This window comes from uncultured Sulfitobacter sp. (genome assembly GCF_964021855.1).
Classification (GTDB): Bacteria; Pseudomonadota; Alphaproteobacteria; order Rhodobacterales; family Rhodobacteraceae; genus Sulfitobacter.
The window spans coordinates 379,138-397,258 of record NZ_CAXHZD010000001.1; the positions used below are offsets into that span (position 1 = coordinate 379,138).

At 59.7% G+C, this 18,121-nt stretch carries 17 protein-coding genes; 7 read left to right on the top strand and 10 right to left on the bottom strand.

The features are described from left to right. Both AADJ11_RS01790 and tsaD read right to left on the bottom strand, forming a co-directional pair. A complete protein-coding gene (locus AADJ11_RS01790) occupies window positions 1-954 on the bottom strand; it encodes an NAD(P)H-dependent glycerol-3-phosphate dehydrogenase (RefSeq protein ID WP_341232846.1) in 954 nt (317 codons plus the stop codon). Then, window positions 951-2,036 (bottom strand): tRNA (adenosine(37)-N6)-threonylcarbamoyltransferase complex transferase subunit TsaD, encoded by a 1,086-nt coding sequence (tsaD, locus tag AADJ11_RS01795; protein WP_341232847.1) that lies wholly within the window; start codon window positions 2,034-2,036, stop codon window positions 951-953. The genes AADJ11_RS01790 and tsaD overlap by 4 nt, the downstream gene beginning before the upstream one ends. A gap of 80 nt (window positions 2,037-2,116) precedes the next feature. Between tsaD and AADJ11_RS01800 the strand changes: the two genes are divergently transcribed. The 7 genes from AADJ11_RS01800 to AADJ11_RS01830 all read left to right on the top strand — a co-directional run bounded on the left by AADJ11_RS01800 (window position 2,117) and on the right by AADJ11_RS01830 (window position 10,122). Beyond that, window positions 2,117-2,821 (top strand): uroporphyrinogen-III synthase, encoded by a 705-nt coding sequence (locus tag AADJ11_RS01800; RefSeq protein ID WP_341232848.1) that lies wholly within the window; start codon window positions 2,117-2,119, stop codon window positions 2,819-2,821. A 73-nt stretch (window positions 2,822-2,894) separates the two neighbouring features. Then, the gene (locus tag AADJ11_RS01805; protein WP_341232849.1) at window positions 2,895-4,241 is read left to right on the top strand and encodes a mitofilin family membrane protein; all 1,347 of its coding nucleotides are present in this window, start codon (window positions 2,895-2,897) and stop codon (window positions 4,239-4,241) included. 10 nt (window positions 4,242-4,251) lie between these two features. Then, a complete protein-coding gene (locus AADJ11_RS01810; protein ID WP_341232850.1) occupies window positions 4,252-5,745 on the top strand; it encodes a heme biosynthesis HemY N-terminal domain-containing protein in 1,494 nt (497 codons plus the stop codon). A 168-nt stretch (window positions 5,746-5,913) separates the two neighbouring features. Further along, window positions 5,914-8,160, top strand: a complete 2,247-nt coding sequence (locus AADJ11_RS01815; protein ID WP_341232851.1) for a heavy metal translocating P-type ATPase — start codon at window positions 5,914-5,916, stop codon at window positions 8,158-8,160. Between the two features lie 69 nt (window positions 8,161-8,229). Continuing rightward, complete coding sequence (locus AADJ11_RS01820) at window positions 8,230-8,934, top strand: fumarylacetoacetate hydrolase family protein (RefSeq protein WP_341232852.1); 705 nt, start codon at window positions 8,230-8,232, stop codon at window positions 8,932-8,934. Continuing rightward, a complete protein-coding gene (gene maiA, locus AADJ11_RS01825) occupies window positions 8,931-9,578 on the top strand; it encodes a maleylacetoacetate isomerase (protein ID WP_341232853.1) in 648 nt (215 codons plus the stop codon). The genes AADJ11_RS01820 and maiA overlap by 4 nt, the downstream gene beginning before the upstream one ends. A gap of 76 nt (window positions 9,579-9,654) precedes the next feature. Then, window positions 9,655-10,122 carry a cytochrome C gene (locus AADJ11_RS01830; RefSeq protein ID WP_341232854.1) on the top strand — a complete coding sequence of 156 codons (468 nt, stop codon included), beginning with the start codon at window positions 9,655-9,657 and terminating at the stop codon, window positions 10,120-10,122. 68 nt (window positions 10,123-10,190) lie between these two features. On the opposite strand, the gene AADJ11_RS01835 is transcribed toward AADJ11_RS01830, so the two are convergent. The 8 genes from AADJ11_RS01835 to AADJ11_RS01870 all read right to left on the bottom strand — a co-directional run bounded on the left by AADJ11_RS01835 (window position 10,191) and on the right by AADJ11_RS01870 (window position 18,103). Further along, entirely contained in the window at window positions 10,191-11,567 is a 1,377-nt protein-coding gene (locus tag AADJ11_RS01835; RefSeq protein WP_341232855.1) for a tetratricopeptide repeat protein, read from the bottom strand. Then, the gene (locus tag AADJ11_RS01840; RefSeq protein ID WP_341232856.1) at window positions 11,564-12,370 is read right to left on the bottom strand and encodes an alpha/beta hydrolase; all 807 of its coding nucleotides are present in this window, start codon (window positions 12,368-12,370) and stop codon (window positions 11,564-11,566) included. Before AADJ11_RS01840 ends, AADJ11_RS01835 begins: the two co-directional genes overlap by 4 nt. Beyond that, entirely contained in the window at window positions 12,363-13,358 is a 996-nt protein-coding gene (locus AADJ11_RS01845; RefSeq protein WP_341232857.1) for a P1 family peptidase, read from the bottom strand. The genes AADJ11_RS01840 and AADJ11_RS01845 overlap by 8 nt, the downstream gene beginning before the upstream one ends. Window positions 13,359-13,423: 65 nt before the next feature. Further along, entirely contained in the window at window positions 13,424-14,170 is a 747-nt protein-coding gene (locus AADJ11_RS01850; protein WP_341232858.1) for an SDR family oxidoreductase, read from the bottom strand. A 114-nt stretch (window positions 14,171-14,284) separates the two neighbouring features. Then, a complete protein-coding gene (locus tag AADJ11_RS01855; RefSeq protein WP_341232859.1) occupies window positions 14,285-14,749 on the bottom strand; it encodes a GNAT family N-acetyltransferase in 465 nt (154 codons plus the stop codon). After that, window positions 14,746-16,347 (bottom strand): dipeptide ABC transporter ATP-binding protein, encoded by a 1,602-nt coding sequence (locus tag AADJ11_RS01860; protein ID WP_341232860.1) that lies wholly within the window; start codon window positions 16,345-16,347, stop codon window positions 14,746-14,748. Before AADJ11_RS01860 ends, AADJ11_RS01855 begins: the two co-directional genes overlap by 4 nt. Beyond that, entirely contained in the window at window positions 16,344-17,159 is an 816-nt protein-coding gene (locus AADJ11_RS01865; RefSeq protein ID WP_341232861.1) for an ABC transporter permease, read from the bottom strand. Before AADJ11_RS01865 ends, AADJ11_RS01860 begins: the two co-directional genes overlap by 4 nt. Beyond that, window positions 17,156-18,103, bottom strand: a complete 948-nt coding sequence (locus tag AADJ11_RS01870) for an ABC transporter permease (RefSeq protein ID WP_341232862.1) — start codon at window positions 18,101-18,103, stop codon at window positions 17,156-17,158. The genes AADJ11_RS01865 and AADJ11_RS01870 overlap by 4 nt, the downstream gene beginning before the upstream one ends. Window positions 18,104-18,121: the final 18 nt, after the last annotated feature.

The following is an 18,121-nucleotide window of genomic DNA, read 5'->3' on the forward strand; positions in this document are numbered from 1 at the left end:
TTATTCTTCCTTTAGCGGACGGGTCAAAAGCGATTTCATAGCGCTGGGCACATCTAATCGGTTCTCGACCAACCCTGCAACGGCCGCGGTGATAGGCAGATCAAGGCCCTGTTCCTGCGCAAGCGCATCAACAGCGCGGGCGGTGGCCGCCCCTTCGACGGTTGTGGTGCTGTCAAAGGGCTGGTTTTCCCCAAAGGCGAGGCCAAGTCGATAGTTCCGCGACTGGGCAGAGGTGCAGGTCAGCACCAGATCGCCAAAGCCGGAAAGGCCAGCCAGCGTTTCAGGCCGGGCCTTTAGATGCTTGGCCAGCCGCTGCATTTCAGCAAATCCACGGGTTAGCAAAGCGGCGCGTGCGCTTTCGCCCAAACCGGCACCCATCACGGCACCGCAGGCAATCGCGACGACATTCTTTAACGCACCGCCCAACTCAGCGCCGATTGTATCGGTTGTGCGGTAAAGCCGCAGGTTTTCTGTTGTAAGTGCGGCTTGCAGCGTTTTGCCCACGTCGGCGTTTTCACATGCCAGTGTTAGCGCGGTCGGCAAGCCCCGCGCGATATCCGCGCCAAAGCTGGGGCCGGTCAGAATGGCGGGCACCGCTTGCGCCAGTGTTTCGCGGATCACGGCGATGGGGCCAAGCCCGGTTTCCAGTTCGATCCCTTTGCAGCAGGCGACGATATTTTTGCCATCCAGAAATCCGGCGTTCTGGGTCAGAAACCCCCGCAGCTTTTGCATGGGCACGGCGACCAAAATAATGTCGGCCTTTGCGGCATCTGCAATGGATTCGGTCACAAACAGCTGGTCGGGAAAGGGGCAGCCCGGCAATCGCTTTGTGTTTTCGCGCGTTTGCGCCATGCTGCCGCTGTCACGCGCCCACAGCGAAACCGGCCCTTTATGCGCCAGCGAAATGGCCAGTGCTGTCCCGAATGCACCTGCGCCAAGAACTGCGATACTCATGCCTTTGCCCCTTTTTTGCCGCTGCCCAACATCGATGGTTGGTTGGTATCCAGCGGCCAGCGGGGGCGGGCGGATAGCGTCAGATCGTCGGGGTCGCGCAGGCTGCTTTGCTCTGCCGCGGCATATGCGATCATGGCGGCATTATCCGTGCACAGCGCAAGCGGCGGCGCGATGAAACGCGCGTTGTTCTTGGCCGAAACAGTCTCTAACCCGTGGCGAATGGCCGTGTTCGCGGCAACACCGCCCGCGACGCACAGGGCGGGGTCAGCGGGGGTGTGCTCCATATAAATCGCCATGGCGCGCCGAGTCTTTTCCGCCAATACATCCACAACGGCGGCTTGAAATCCGGCGGCAAGGTCGGCCTGATCCTGAACGGTCAGCCCACCCTTTTCTGCGATCACTTTGTCACGGGCGCGCAGCACGGCGGTTTTCAAGCCCGAGAACGACATGTCGCAATCGGGCCGATCCAGCAGCGGGCGCGGCAGGGCAAAGCGTTTCGGATCACCGCTCAACGCCGCCTTTTCAATCGCGGGGCCACCGGGTTGTGGCAGGGAAATCAGGCGCGCGACCTTGTCGAAGGCCTCGCCCGGGGCATCATCGATGGTCCCGCCCAGCCGTTCAAACCTGTCTGCCCCATGCACCAGCAGAAACTGACAATGCCCGCCCGACACCAAAAGCATCAAATAGGGATAGGGCACGTTGTCGGTCAGGCGCGGCGTAAGCGCGTGACCTGCCAGATGGTTAACGCCGTATAGCGGTTTGCCAGTTGCGGCCGACAACCCCTTGGCGCACATGACGCCAGACAGTACCCCGCCGATCAGACCCGGCCCGGCCGTCACCGCGATCACATCGATTTCTCCCAGTGTTAGAGCCGCTTTTTCTAAGGCCTGCTCAACACAAAGATCCAGCTTTTCCGCGTGGGCGCGGGCGGCAATTTCAGGGACAACACCGCCAAAAGCCGCGTGCAGATCGGTTTGCCCAACCACAACAGATGACAAAACAACCCCATCTGCGCCGGGTTGATGGCGCACGATGGCGGCAGCGGTATCGTCGCAGCTGCTTTCTAATCCTAGAACAATCATGGCCGTTTCCGTTGCAAGGGTGACCTTGGCCAAGTAACACCTTGGGACAGACGGAACAATCCTTGGGGTGCTGCTGCCGAATGTCGCTGCCTGTGCTGATCATGACCCGACCTGCCCCGGATTCCGAACGGTTCATCGACGGGATGAAGCCCGAAGTGCGGGCAAAGCTGTCGGCTCTTATCAGTCCGTTGCTGGAAATCGCGCCGACTGGGGCCGATCTGGATATTGCCCGCTATCGCGGCGTTATTTTCACCTCGGCCAATGGTGTGGCATATTCACCGCCGGGGACGGGGCGCATTGCCTATTGTGTGGGCGAACGCACCGCCCATGCCGCACGTGAAAACGGATGGAACGCCAGTGTTTCGGGCCAAAATGCAGAAGAGTTGATTAAAGAGCTGGCGAATACGCCGCCCCTAGGCCCCTTGATCCATATCAGCGGTGTGCATCAGCGCGGCGATATCGCGGCGCGGCTGTCAGGCGCGGGCGTTCAGACCGATGCCATCGCGGTTTACGATCAACAGCTTTTGCCGCTTTCCCCCGCCGCGCAGCAGGCGATATCCGCAAAAGCGCCTTGCATTGTAACGATCTTTTCGCCCCGGACAGCGACGCATTTCGCAACCTTTTGCACAAACGTTGAAAACCTCGTTATCATCGCGCTTAGCGATGCCGTTGCGAAACCTCTTGCATCTTGTGGCGCAAGGAAATTGATAGTGGCTGACGCGCCCAACAGCGCATCCATGTATGATGCACTTGAAACTGCTCTGGATTGGGCCACGTTATCTTGAAGACCAACCCAAATGCTGTCTAAGGTTGTGTAATACTGCCTGACAATTAACGAGAATCGGAAAGGTGCCAAGCGTGGCGAAAGCGAACACTCCGAGCACGGGCGGGGAGAAACCTGCGGAAAATCCAACTTCGCGCGCCTCCACCGCCGCAGCCAAGCCAAAAACCGCCGGTAAAACGACGGCGAAAACGGCCAAGCCGACGGTAAAGACTGAAGCTGCAAAAGCACCTGCACCATCGTCTAGCACGGCATCCACCCCCCCGGCGGCAAAGGCCGCTTCGACGGGAGCGGCCAAGACGTCGACCGTGGCGAAACCTGCCGAAAAAGCTGATGCGCCCAAGGCGGACAGCCCGAAACCTGCGGAGCGCGGGCAAACGGTGACCAAGACCGAAACAGCTACGACCGAGCCCAAGGCTGAGAAATCACCTGCGGCTGCAAAAGCTGCGGCACCGACCACCCCCTCCAGCCCCCCTGCGGCGTCACCTGACACCAAAGCTGCGCCAGAAAAGCGGGGCAGCGTGTTTTTCCCATTGGTCTTGGGTGGACTTGTTGCGGGCGGGATCGGTTTTGCCGCTGCCGAGCTGGACCTGTTGGGATTGCGCGGTGAAACAGACACGCAAACCCCGCTGGTGCAGGACCTTGCCGCGCTAGAGGGGCGGATCGCAACGCTTGAACAAACGACCGCAGAACCGGCACCCGCGCCCGATACCAGCGCCATTGATTCCGCGATTGCCGATCTGACTGCCCGTGTCGACGAAATCGCAAACCGTCCCGCACCTGTTGCGGGCGAGGCTTCGCAGCTTGATACCTCAGGGCTTGAGGCGGATTTGGCTGCGTTGAAAACATCCGTTGAAATCCAACGGGCAGAGATCCAGAAAATGCTGGAGGATGCCCTAAGCGTTGAAGAAGCCACGGAGCAAGCGGCCCAATCTGCGGCGGCGCAAACCGCCCTTGCACGGATTGTTGCAGCAGTAAGCACCGGCCAGCCCTTTGCCGCCGAGATTTCCGATTTGCAGGCCAATGGCGTTCAAGACGTGCCGCCAGCATTGATCGATGCCGCTGAAACCGGCGTTGTCACCATGACCAATTTGCAGGACCGTTTTCCAGATGCGGCGCGTGACGCATTAACTGCCGCGCGCGCTGATGCGCCCGCAGGTACCGGCGGTGGGTTGGGGCAATTCCTGAAAAACCAGCTTGGCGCGCGGTCTGTTACCCCACGTGCGGGCGATGACCCCGATGCGATCCTGTCACGCGCCGAAGACGCAATGCGCCGCGGTCAGCTGGCCGAGGCATTGACCGAGGTTGACGCATTACCCGATGGCGCAAAAGCCCCTCTTGCCGATTGGATTGCGGATGCGCAAACCCGCCAAGCTGCGCAAGATGCCCTTGATACCCTGTCGCAGCGCCTGACGGCAAACTAAGGAACCTAATATGCTTTGGTCACTGATTAAGATCGTTCTGTTCGTTGTTGCGATTGCTGCGCTGGCATGGGGCGCTGGTTTCCTTATGGAAAGCACGGGCGGGTTGCAGGTCACGGTCATGGGCACCGAATACAGCTTTGGCCCGCTGCAATCTGTCATTGCGGTTATTTTGTTGGTGGTTGCGGTTTGGCTATTGCTCAAGATCATCGCGCTTTTGGTGGCGACCTGGCATTTCCTGAATGGTGATGAAACCGCGATGTCGCGCTATTTTGACCGCAACCGCGAAAGAAAAGGCTACGAGGCGCTGTCCCAAGGGTTGATGGCGTTGGCCAGCGGCGAAGGGCATGTCGCGCTCAGCAAAGCAGCCAAGGCTGAGAAATATCTGGAAAAGCCGGAACTGACCAACCTGTTGATCGCGCAGGCCGCCGAGATGGCTGGCGACCGCCGCTTGGCCGAAGAATCCTATCGCAAGATGGTGGAAAATGACGCGACACGTTTTGTCGGCGTGCGTGGCATCATGAAGCAAAAATTGGCCGATGGGGATACGGATACGGCGCTGAAGCTCGCGCAGAAGGCCTTTGCCCTAAAGCCCAAGCATGAAGAGACGGGCGATGTGCTGCTAAAGCTTCAGGCCGAAAAAGAAGATTGGAAGGGTGCCCGCGACACCCTGAACACCAAGCTGAAAAACGGGCAACTGCCCCGTGATGTGCACAAACGTCGCGACGCCGTTCTGGCCCTGTCCGAGGCAAAAGATGTGTTTGCCCATGGCAACAGCATCGAAGCACGTGAAGCGGCGATCGAGGCGAACCGCCTGTCGCCCGATCTGATCCCTGCCGCCGTCATGGCCGCACATGGGTTTATCGACGAAGGCAAACCAAAATACGCCACGCGGCTGCTGAAAAAAGCATGGGCCGTTCACCCGCATCCCGATCTGGCCGCCGCCTTTGCCGCCATCGCGCCCGACGAAAGCCCCAGCGAGCGGTTGAAGCGGTTCACCACCCTGACCAAACTGCAGCCGGATCATCCGGAAACCAAGATGTTGCTGGCCGAACTGAACATCGCAAACGAGGATTTCCCCCAAGCGCGGCGGTCCTTGGGTGATCTGGTGGAAACCGACCCCACCGCGCGGTCCGTCACCTTGATGGCCGCAAGTGAGCGGGGCGAAGGCGCGTCTGACACCATCGTCAAAGGCTGGCTTGCCCGGGCGCTGACCGTGTCGCGCGGCCCGCAGTGGATTTGCGAGAATTGCCAGCATATTCACGCGGCATGGGCCCCGACCTGCGAAAATTGCCACAGCTTTGATACTTTGGCGTGGAAAACTCCGCCCCTATCCGAAGTCGCAATGCCCGGCGGGCTGCAAATGCTGCCGCTGATTGTGGGCGGTATAGAGGATAAATCCGGCGCAGATGCCAAACCGCCTGTCGCGACCCGGTCTGACATTGAAGACGCCGAATTGATCGACGATCCCGATGACAGCAGGCCCGGCGATACGAAAGAACCTTGATCCGCCGTTGAACACTATCGGTTCAGGTGCAGTGAGTAATACCGGCGTGGGCTAATCCGCTGACGCCGGTTTTTTATTGGGGTGTCCTCACGATGTGCGTTACCCACTGTTCAACTTTGTATCCGGCATCATATATGGGTGAGGTACACCAGATTTAGGATGCATGTTATGGCGCTGGATCAAACACAAACCCTTTCGATCAATGGAATGACCTGCGGCGGATGTGCCGCGCGTGTTGAAAAGGCGCTGCGGTCGGTGCCCGGCGTGACCGAGGTCAGCGTTAATCTGGCGAGTGACACGGCGATGGTGACCTATCCGCAGGGTGCCTTGAGGATCGACGCGCTTACCAAAGCGACGAGCGACATTGGGTATCCCGCGACGGCGGCGACCAAAGACACGACCCAGAACCAAGCCGTAAAACGGCGTGAAGAAGCTGAGGAAGGCGCGCGCGCCTTCTATTTCGCAGCCGCTTTGGCGCTGCCTGTGGTCGTGTTGGCCATGGGCGCACATATGTTCCACGCGATGCATATGTTGATTGCCAGCACCATCGGACAACAGGGCAGCTGGCTGATACAGTTTGTGCTGACGGCGGTGCTGATCCTTGGGCCGGGACGCAAGTTTTATACGGTTGGCATACCCGCGCTGTTGCGCGGTGCGCCTGACATGAACAGTCTCGTCGCCTTGGGCACCGGTGCGGCGTTTACCTATTCGACCGTCGCGTTGTTCCTGCCGCAGCTTTTGCCCGCCATCGCCCGCGAGGTGTATTTCGAGGCCGCAGCCGCAATCATCGCGCTGATCCTGCTGGGCCGCTGGCTTGAGGCGCGGGCAAAGGGGCGCACGGGGGCGGCGATCCAGAAATTGATGGGGCTGCAACCCAACACCGCGCGGGTCAAACGCGGGTCGGACTGGGTTGATGTTGATATCGCGGATCTTGTGGTCGGGGATGAAATCCTGATCCGTCCGGGCGAACGTTTGCCAACCGATGCCACGATCATCAGCGGTGAATCCGGTATCGACGAAAGCATGATCACCGGCGAACCCATGCCGCTGCGCAAAACGGCGGGTGACCCTGTTACCGGCGGTACGGTGAACGGCACCGGCAGTCTGACCTGCCGCGTGACATCGGTGGGCGACGATACGACCCTCGCGCAGATCATTCGGATGGTGCAGCAGGCCCAAGGCGCGCGGCTGCCGATCCAAGGGTTGGTCGACCGCGTGACGCTTTGGTTTGTGCCCGCTGTTCTGGTTGTGGCGCTGTTGACCGTGGCGGTCTGGGCAATATTCGGACCGTCGCCGGTGCTGTCGCATGCGTTGGTCGCGGGCGTGTCCGTGCTGATCATCGCCTGCCCCTGCGCGATGGGTCTGGCGACGCCGACATCGATCATGGTGGGCACAGGCCGCGCGGCTGAACTGGGCGTGTTATTCCGCAAAGGCGATGCTTTGCAGGGGCTTGGCAGTGTCGATATCGTGGCCTTTGATAAGACCGGCACGCTGACCCAAGGACGCCCGGCGCTGACCGCATTGATCCCCGCATCAGGCCGGTCGCGCGACAGCCTGTTGGCGCATGTCGCTGCCGTCGAAACGCAGTCAGAACACCCGATTGCCAGCGCGATTACCGCCGCGGCCAAGAACATGACCCTGCCCGAGGCCACGGGGTTTCAGGCCATCAACGGCCAAGGCGTCACCGCATCGGTGAACGGGCAGGAAATTCACATCGGCAACGCACGGCTGATGGAGGGGTTGAAGGTCGATACATCCGAGTTCGCGACCGAATTTGATACCCGCGCGGAGCAGGGCGAAACGGTGTTTTATGTCTCAATCGCTGGGAAAATGGCGGGGTTGATCGCGATATCTGACCCTATCAAACCAGACAGCAAAGCCGCGATAGAGGCATTGCATGATCGTGGGATCAAGGTTGCGATGATCACTGGCGATGACCCTAAAACAGCGCAAAGCGTCGCGGCGCGCTTGGGGATTGATCATGTGGTCGCAGGGGTGTTGCCCGATGGCAAAATCGCCGCGTTGGACCAGTTGCGCGGGCAGGATAGTCACATCGCCTTTGTCGGGGACGGGATCAATGATGCGCCTGCCTTGGCCCATGCTGATGTGGGCGTTGCGATTGGCACCGGCACGGATGTGGCCATTGAATCGGCTGATGTGGTGCTGATGTCGGGCAGTTTGACCGGGGTAAACAGCGCCATTGCGGTGTCGCAGGAAACCCTGCGCAACATCCGTCAGAACCTGTTCTGGGCCTTTGGGTATAACGTGGCGCTGATCCCTGTTGCGGCGGGCGTGCTGTATCCGCTGTTCGGCATCTTACTGTCACCGATCCTTGCCGCGTCAGCGATGGCGTTTTCATCGGTTTTCGTGCTGACCAACGCCTTGCGGCTGCGGCGCATTAAAGTGCAGGTTTAATCCATAATCAGATGACGCCGGCAAAATTGGGCGCTATCCCTTGGCCTAAACGGCTAAAAGGATCCGCCCATGACCTCTGATACTTACGCATTCGCCCCCCCCGAACAGGCAAGCCTGGCGATCAAGGGTTCGGACAAGCGGTTTCCGGTAAGGCGTATCTTTTGCGTCGGGCGCAATTACGAGGCCCACGCGATTGAAATGGGCAAAGACCCGACGCGCGAGGCCCCGTTTTTCTTTACCAAACCGGCCGATGCCGCGCTGGATACGCCGTGCACCGTCCCCTATCCACCGCTGACCGAAAACCTGCATTACGAGATCGAGTTGATCATCGCCATTGGCAAAGGTGGCCGCGATATCGCCGAAGATGACGTGATGGATCATGTCTGGGGCGCGTCGGTCGGGATCGACCTGACCCGCCGCGATCTCCAGAACGAGGCCAAGACGATGGGTCGCCCGTGGGATTGGGGCAAAGCCTTTGATCACTCAGCCCCCATCGCGCCGATTGTTCCGATTGCTGACGTACCTTCGGTGGAAAACGGGCGCATCTGGCTGGCCGTGAATGGTGAGACGAAACAAGATGCCGATCTGGCCGATCTGATCTGGTCTGTGCGCGAACATGTGTCGATCCTGTCGCGATCAATGACGCTGGCACCGGGCGATATCATCATGACCGGCACACCGGCGGGCGTTGGCGCAATCGTCGCGGGCGATGTGGTCACGGGCGGCGTTGACGGCATCGGTACGCTAGAGGTCACAATCGGCCCGCGCGCATGACCGGTCTGGCGCTGCATAACTATTTCCGCAGCTCAACCTCGGTTCGGGTGCGGGCGGCGCTGAACCTCAAGGGGTTGGCGTTTGATTATATCCCCCTGTCCCTGCTCAAGGGCGAACAGGCGAGCGCAGCGCATCTGGCGCTGAACCCGTCAGGGCTGGTGCCAACCTTGGTGACGCCGCAAGGCGCATTGCCGCAATCGCTGGCCATTATCGAATGGCTGGACGAGGTGCATCCCGAGCCACCGTTGCTGCCTGCTGATCCTTGGGGCCGTGCGCGGGTCCGCAGCCTTGCGCATATTGTCGCATTAGACATCCATCCGGTGAACAATCTGCGCATCCTAAAACACCTCGAGTCCGAGTTCGGCGTCGACGCAAATGGCAAGGCCGCGTGGTTTCGGAAATGGGCCAGCGCGGGCATGGGGGCACTGGAAAATCGCCTGTCATCCGAGCCTGAAACAGGCGATTTTTGCCATAAAAACAAGGTGGGATTGGCCGATTTGTGTCTCTATGCGCAGGTTATCAATAACGCACGGTTTGACGTGGATATGACCCCCTATCCAACGATCCGGCGCATCCATGAAAACTGTTTGGCGATCCCTGCGCTGAACGACGCATTGCCCGAATTTCAGCCCGACGCCAGTTAGAACCCGCCGACCTGCCGATGTTGACTAGTGCCACCCTGCGCTATCTAGATCGTATAGGTTTCTAGGGAGATTACTGATGAAATTGATCTATACAGCACTTGTAGCAACTGTCTTTGCCGCACCGGTTTTTGCAGGCAGTCACAGCGCGGGCGATATCGCCGCGGGTGAAAAGAACTTTCGCAAATGCAAGGCGTGCCATGCGATTGTGGATGACGCGGGCGAAGTTATTCAAAAAGGCGGCAAAACCGGCCCGAACCTTTATAATGTTGTCGGGCGTCAAGCGGGATCCGCTGAGGGTTTTAAATACGGTAAATCGTTGGTTGCAGCAGGCGAGGCTGGCCTGATCTGGGACGAAGCAACCCTGGCCGCCTATATGACCAACCCTGTCGATTTCCTGCGCGAAACACTGGATGACAGCAAAGCCAAATCCAAGATGTCGTTCAAGCTGCGTAAGGGCGGTGAGGATGTCGCGGCCTATTTGGCAAGCGTGTCCCCTGCAGCGGTCGAAGACATGGGCGAAGAAGAAGCACCCGCAACCGAATAATCGATCCTAACATGTAGAAAAAGCCCGCCCGTTGGAAAACTTGGGCGGGCTTTTTTATGCGCTTTCGCTTACCGTGATCCCACCGTAGCCCGTGTGTTTTCAGCACGCGCGCGGGCCTTGGCCGCCTGTTCGGGCAGGCCGGATTTTTCATAGATATCCCCCAGCAACAGGTTCAACGGCACGCCGTCGGGGTCATAGGTCCGGCGCATTTCCAGCACTTGTTGCGCGGCAGAGGCGCGGCCATCCTGAACCAAGGCATCCAGATGGATTTGTTCAAACAGGTCGCGCTGCGCATGACTGCCGCCACATTCCGCCATGCGGGGCAATGCCTGACCCAGTTGCGCAATCGCGGTGGGCCAATCCCCCTCGCTGTGGGCGATGATCCCACGGGCGGCGGGCAAGGCGACCTCGGCCCAAGCGACGTGATCATATTGGGTAGTATCTGCGGCACGTGCCTCGATCGCGGCCATCAAGGATTGCGTTTCGGGCCGGGCGGTGCGGCCAAGCGCATAGAGATATTGCAGCGTTAGAAAGGCGCTGACCGTGTCCTGACCGCGCAGCGCGATGTGATCCGCCACATCATCCCAACGATCGCCGACGCTGACCCCTGCAAACTCCATCCGCGCCAGCATTGAAACCGCGCCGACCTGATCCTGCGAATAATCCTTTTCGAGGCCCCAAATATGCGTGTCATAAGCGCGGCGCACGTCCTCGTGACGGCCCTGCGACAGGTAAAACAACGCCAGATGCCACCAGTTGTGGCTGCGCATGAAGGAATTGAGCTGTTGCCAAGTATTCGCGACGCTTTCCAGAAACTCTGCCCCTTCGGACACGCGCCCTTGGGTCAACATAACATGGGCCAATGCATGGTGCGCCCAAGGTTCGTCATGGCGCAGGGCCATGGCCTGCCGCGCGGCGGTTTCGGCGTCGTCCAGCAGGTGGCATTGCTCGTATCCAAAGGCGATCATGCCGTGGACATAAGGAATATCGGCGGCGTCCGGCAGCGCCTTGAGGGCAAAGCGCAACATGCCCGCCGCATCGCCTGTGTTGAACAGATGGTACTGCGCGAGCTTGAGCATCACCACATCGCGGGGGTGTTCGGTTGTGATGGCATCACACCCCGCAAGCATCGCAGGGATATCGCCATCAACCCAGTGACCGATAGCGTCGATCACCTGCGCCTCGCGCGCGGTGCCCGGCGTCGCAGCGCGGGCGCGGGCCATATAGGGCGCGGCCTTTGCAGGGGCGGCGGGGGCTTCGAGGAACATCCACAGCATTGCGGCATAGGCATTGGCCAGCCCGCAATCAGGGTCCGCATCGGCGGTCGGGATGATATTGGGGGCCTTGGTCTCATAGGCGATAAAGCCGTGGATGAAATCATTGATCCCCTGCACCGTCTGCGGGTTCTGCGTGGTGATTGGCAAGCCATATAGATCGGTGGTCATAATGCCCCCTTTATCGGATGGGTCTGTGCAAGGGTTTTCACATGTGCGGCAACGGTGTCAGCGGCGTCCCAATGGATGGAATGCCCCGCGTTAGGGACGATATGAACCGGCAATCCTTCCAGTGCTGATTGGGCCAAGGGCAGCGGAATAAGCATGTCATCTGCGGCCAGTAAAGCTTGGGCAGGGACGGGCCATTCAGCTGGCAGAGTTGTTGGTTGATAGCCCTCTAACGCCTGCAACTGATGCGCCATGCCCTGCACCGTTTGCGCATGGGCATAGGCCAGTGACGCAGCAGTGGCATCATCCACGGCCCCCGGAATATCGTAGACGGCAGGGGCGAAAAGCCACGGAAAGAACGCGCGCAGCCACGTATCTGGGGCTGCATCGCTTTGACGGATCGCAAGCAGTGCTTTGAACAGGTGCAAGTTGCGGGTCAGGCGGATGGGCGCAGTGGCGGCAAGGGTCAGGCTGGCGATTTTTGTGGGCAATTCCTGCATCATTTCAAGCGCGATCATTCCGCCCATTGAGTGACCCAAAACATGGGCCTGCGGTATGTCCAGATGATCCAAAAGCGCGGCGCAATCTTGTGCGTAAATGCTGACCGAGACTGGCGCATCAACCGGCGTGGTCCGGCCCGTTGTGCGATTGTCGGGCCGGATCAGGGTAAAATGAGGCTCTAACAAGGGAATTAGTGGTGCCCAGCTTGCGCTGTCGCTGACCATACCTGCGATCATCAACAGCGGGGGGCCAGTGCCGCTGACCTCGTAATGCAGGGCGATGTCAGGCAGGGACAGCTTAGGCATTCAAGTCTCTCCAGCAGGGCAGCAGGTCATTGGAGGTTGGGGTCGCCTCGTACGCCGCGCGGGCAATTGCGCGGGCAAGGCACAGGGATGCGGCGTGGCCGATAAGCAGGAGCATGCGATCATCAACCTCGTGATCTGCGGTGCTGAGCGCAAAGACCAGATCACCATCATGGGGCGTGTGTGCGGGGACGGTTGCGCGGGCGATGCCGTCATGGGCCGCAACGGCCATCCGCTTGCACTGTGCTTTGGTTAGGGTCGCATCTGTGGCAACGATTGCAATGGTGGTGTTTTCGCGCGGCGACATGGCGGCGGTTTTGCGGCTGTCCATACTCAGCCCCAAGCCGCTGCTCATATCAGGCCCTAAACCGCCAAATTCGCCGTTCATCTCGAACGGGGCGGCATAGAAATGGCGATCCCCGGGCGTGGTCACGGCACCCACGGGGTTTGCTGCGACCAACGCGCCAACCATAGTGCCGTCGGGAAGCTGCAAAGAGGCGGAGCCGAGCCCGCCCTTGACCATCGCGCTGAGCGCGCCTGTCCCTGCGCCCACTGTGCCGAGCGCGAAACTGTCGCTGGCGTCATCTAGTGCTGCACGGCCAAGGGATCTGTAGGGGTTTTCGCCCCAGTCTTTTTCCCCGCCGTTCAGCAGATCAAACAGGATCGCGCCGGGCACCAAGGGAATTGTGGCAGGCCCCACCTGAAACCCGCGCCCCGCAGCGCGCAGCCCGTCCACCACGCCGGAACAGGCATCCAGCCCATAGGCAGAGCCCCCGGACAATACCAAGGCATCCACGGCAGCGACGGATTTATCAGGGGCCAAAAGATCGGTTTCGCGGGTGCCCGGCGCGCCACCCATGACATGAACAGACGCGGTGAATGGATGGTCGCCCAGCAGAACGGTCGTGCCGGATTTCAGGGCATCATCTTGGGCATTGCCGACATAAAGGCCAGCGACATCGGTAATCAGGTTTTTGGGCCCGGTTTTCATAAATCTGTGCCTGTTGAGAGTGCGGGACGCTCCGCGGGGAGTTTAGTTGGCAAAATGAAAGACCCCTAGATACAACGGCCGCCGTCGACTTCCATTGCGACGCCGGTGATCATGCTTGCCTCGTCCGAGCACAGGAATAGCGCCGCGTTGCCCATGTCTTCGGGTTGGCTGAAACGGCCCAGCGGGATGGTCGACAGGAATTTGGCGCGTATTTCGGGAGTGTCTTCGCCCATAAAGGTTTTCAGCAGGGGCGTTTCGCCGGCAACGGGGTTGATCGCGTTGACGCGGATGCCTTGGGGGGCAAGTTCAACGGCCATCGTTTTTGTGGCGGTGATCATCCAGCCCTTTGAGGCGTTATACCAGTTCAGATTGGGCCGTGGGGAGACGCCTGCGGTGGAAGCAACATTGAGGATCGCGCCGGACTGGCGCTGTTTCATATGCGGCACGATGCTGCGGGCGGTGAGGTAAACAGATTTCATATTCACCAAAGTGACCCTGTCAAAGTCTTCTTCGCTGATGGTTTCAAGGGGTGCAGGCATGTGGGATACGCCTGCGTTGTTGATCAGGATGTCGATATGGCCCCAAGCATCAAGCGCGGCTTGGGTCATCGCTTGGACCGATGTGCCATCACCGACATCGACCTGTTGGGCAAGGGCGTGATCGCCCATTTCAGTCGCGAATTGCTGGGCAGCGTTGCCGTTGATATCGGCCACCATGACACGCGCGCCTTCTTGGAGAAAACGGCGCACGATGCCCGCCCCAAAGCCGGAGGCACCTCCGGTCACGATTGCGGTTTTTCCTGTCAGTCGCATGTTGGGGCTCCTTTTTTGGTGGGTGTCGGGTGCATGCTACGCAGGTTCTTGGCCCCCGCCAAGTGGCGTAAGAAAGAAGTTATGGGTGCATATCTTGTGACATTTCGGGTTAAGCTATTGGCGTTCAACCCTAAAATTGAAGCTGCCACATTGATGCGGCGTTTTGGGCGGGCCAGTCGTAATCTCGCAGGCATTTTCACATTCGGCCAAGCATTGTTCCCAGAACGCCATGCTGCCGGGTGAATTTTCGACGACGCCCAGCGTCCAATCCCCACCAAGCGCGTTGAACACCAGATAGGCCGCTTGCGTGCCGACCCCTTGACGCCGGTGATCTGGATGGATCGTGAATTCGGCCAGTTCATGGGTGCCATCGGGGTGGTTCCAGACAAGGGCAAAGCCGATGGGCGCACCATCAAGATTGATCACATAAGGATGCCGGCCCTTTTCAATCCAGTAGCGGTTCAGCGCGGAGGGGTAATAGTTGGGCCCGTCTGGGAAGATTTCGGCGAAATATGCCTTGGCGAGGTCATCCAGGACGGCGCGATCTTGTTCGGAAACGGGGGCGATGGACAGGGTCATGGGGTCGCGCCCCCGAGTTCCGGCAGGACTGGCGCGGCCGCAAGAAGCGCCTGCGTATAGGGATGTTGTGGGGTTTCGAACACGGTTTCGGTGTCGCCCTGCTCAACGATCTGGCCGGATTTCATGACCAACACGCGGTCGGTGATGGTGCGCACGACGGACAGATCATGCGAGATGAACAGGTAGGTCAAATCGTAGGCCTTGCACAGATCGGCCAGCAGATCGAGGATTTGCGCGCGAACGGAGACATCAAGCGCGCTCACAGCTTCGTCGAACAGGATCAGGTCGGGGCGGATGATCAGAGCGCGGGCGATGGCGATGCGTTGGCGCTGACCGCCCGAGAATTCGTGAATGTATTTATGCGCGTCGTCTGGTGTCAGGCCGACGGCGGTCAGCGCCTCGGCGATGGCATCGTCGCGGGCGGCCCCTTTGGGTGGGTCGGCTAGCAGGTGAAATGGTTCGGTAATCAGGCGGTCGACACGGTGGCGCGGGTTGAAGCTGCCAAAGGGGTCTTGGAACACGACCTGCATTTTGCGACGCACGGCGAGGTTCGGTTTGTTTCCGGTGAAAACAGGTTCCCCGTCCAAGGTGATTGCGCCGTCTTGTACTTGTTCTAGCCCTAATATTGCCCGTGTTAGGGTCGATTTTCCGCAGCCGGATTCACCGACAAGGCCCAAACGTTCGCCGCGTCTTAGGGTAAAGGATACGTTGTTAACGGCGCGGAATGTGCCGGGGCTGCCAAAGACGGTGGTGCGCGGCAGGCGGTAATCGCGGCTGACATTTTGCACCTCAAGCAATGGTGTGGGCGGGGGTGCTGCGGGCAGTGCGACCTTGTGATTGGATGCCGCAAACAGCATTTGCGTATAGGGGTGGCGCATTTCGCGCAGGAGCGCTTGGGTCTCGCCTTGTTCGACGATTTCGCCCTTGCGCATGACGATAATCCGGTCGGCCATGTCGGCCACAACGGCCAGATCATGGGTGATCATCAGCAGGCCCATATTGTCGGCTTTGGCCAGTGATTTTAGCAGGTCAAGGATTTGCGCCTGCGTGGTAACATCCAGCGCCGTGGTCGGTTCATCGGCGATCAGCAACCGGGGCCGCAGGGCGATGGCCATCGCGATAACAACGCGTTGACGTTGGCCGCCGGACAATTCGTGGGGATAGCGGCTGAGCGGGAATTTGGCCTGAGGGAGCCCGACCCGTTCCAAGGTTTCGGCCGCGCGGGCCGAGGCATCACGGCGCGATACAGACCGGTCATGCACGCGGATCGTTTCGGCGACCTGATCGCCGATGGTCTGCACAGGGTTTAGCGCGGTCATCGGTTCTTGGAACACCATACCGATGTCGTTGCCGCGGATGTTGCACAGTTCCTGTTCAGACAGTTTTAGCAAATCCTGATCGCCCAGCATAATGTGGCCGGTGGCTTGGGCACCTTTGGGCAGCAATTGCATGGCGGCGAGGGCGGTCATGGATTTTCCCGACCCACTTTCCCCCGTCACGGCAACAATTTCGCCCGGATCGACGCAGATCGTCACATCATGCAAGATCGGATAGGCGTGAATGGCGATCGACAGGTTGGTGATGCTAAGCAAGGTCATACGCGCGTCACCCGCAGCCGTGGGTCCAGATAATCGCGCAGCCCGTCGCCCATCAGGTTAAGCCCCAACACCGTCAGGATGATCGCAAAGCCGGGGATCAGCGCCATATGCGGCGCGATTGACACCAACGTTTGCGCATCGGCGAGCATCCGGCCCCAGGACGGTGTTGGCGGTTGGGCACCCAAACCGACGTAGGACAGGCCAGCCTCGGCCAGAATACCCAGACTGAACTGGATGGTGCTTTGAACGATCAGCAGATTGGTGACGTTGGGCAGGATATGTTCGACCGAGATGCGCGTGGCGGATTTTCCAGCGACGCGGGCGGCAAGGATGAATTCACGCTCCCACAGGCTGAGTGCTGCGCCGCGGGTAATGCGGGCAAAGACGGGGATGTTGAAAATACCGATGGCAATAATGGCGTTGATCGCGCTGGCGCCAAAGATCGCCGTGATCAGAATGGCAATAACGAGTGACGGAAAGGCAAAGATCAGATCGTTGCCGCGCATGATCACCTCGTCCACCCATGACCCGCGCCGGGCGGCGGCCCACAGGCCCAGCGGGATACCCAGCCCCATGCCGATCCCCACAGCAACCAGCGCCACAGCGATAGAGGTACGCGCGCCGACCATGATCATGCTTAGAATATCGCGGCCAAAATGGTCGGTGCCCAGAATATGTTCGCCGCCGATTCCCTGCAGCTTGTTGGGGATATCCATCGCGGTGTGATCAAAGGGCGTCCAAATGAACGACAGCAGTGCGGCCAGAATGAACACGCCGGTCAGGGCAGCGCCGATAATCAGATTGCGGTTCATGTGCGTGACCTTAGACGCGGATCGACGGCGGCATAGGCCAGATCGACCAAGAAATTGACCACGATCACGGAAAACACCAGCAGCATCACGACGGATTCAACGACAATCAGATCGCGTGCCGAGATTGATTGGAACACCAGCCGTCCCAACCCCGGCAGATAGAACACCTGTTCGATGATGATTGCGCCCGCCAGCAGGAACGAAAACTGCAAACCGATGATGGTCAGCACGGGGATCAGCGCGTTGCGCAGCCCGTGCCGCCACAGCGCCTGCCGCGCGGTCAGACCTTTGGCGCGGGCGGTGCGCATGTAGTCTTCGCCCAGAACATCCAGCAATGCAGACCGCATGACCCGTGCCAGAATGGCGGCTTGCGGTAGGGCCAGAGCGATTGCCGGCAAGGTGAGCGCGTGTAGGCCGGCCCATAGCCCCTTGTCCCAGCCGACAAACCCACCAGCGGCGAACCACCTTAGGTTGATAGCAAAGATCAGCACCAGCATCATGGCGAACCAGAAGTTCGGGACCGCGACGCCCAGCTGCGTGGCCCCCATAACGCCCAGATCGCCAGCACCGCCCCGGCGGGATGCGGCGTAAATACCAGCGGGAAATGCGATCAACGTGGACAGCGCCAAGGCATACAGCGCCAGCGGCAGCGACACCCATAACCGTGCCGCGATCATATCGGCGACGGGGGTCCGGTAGGTATAGGAGGTGCCAAAATCACCGGTCAGCAACCCGCCGACCCAAGACAAGTACCGTTCGACCTTGGAGGATTCTAACCCCAATTCAGTCCGCAGCGCGGCCAAAGTTTCGGGCTGTGCGTTTATGCCCAGCATGAACGATGCCGGATCGCCGGGCGCGATTTCAATGACAGTGAAAATGACCAAAGACGCCACAGCAAGGCTGATGCAAAGAGAGATCAATCTTTTCATTGTGTAGCGCAACATTTCGCTAGGTTAGGCGCG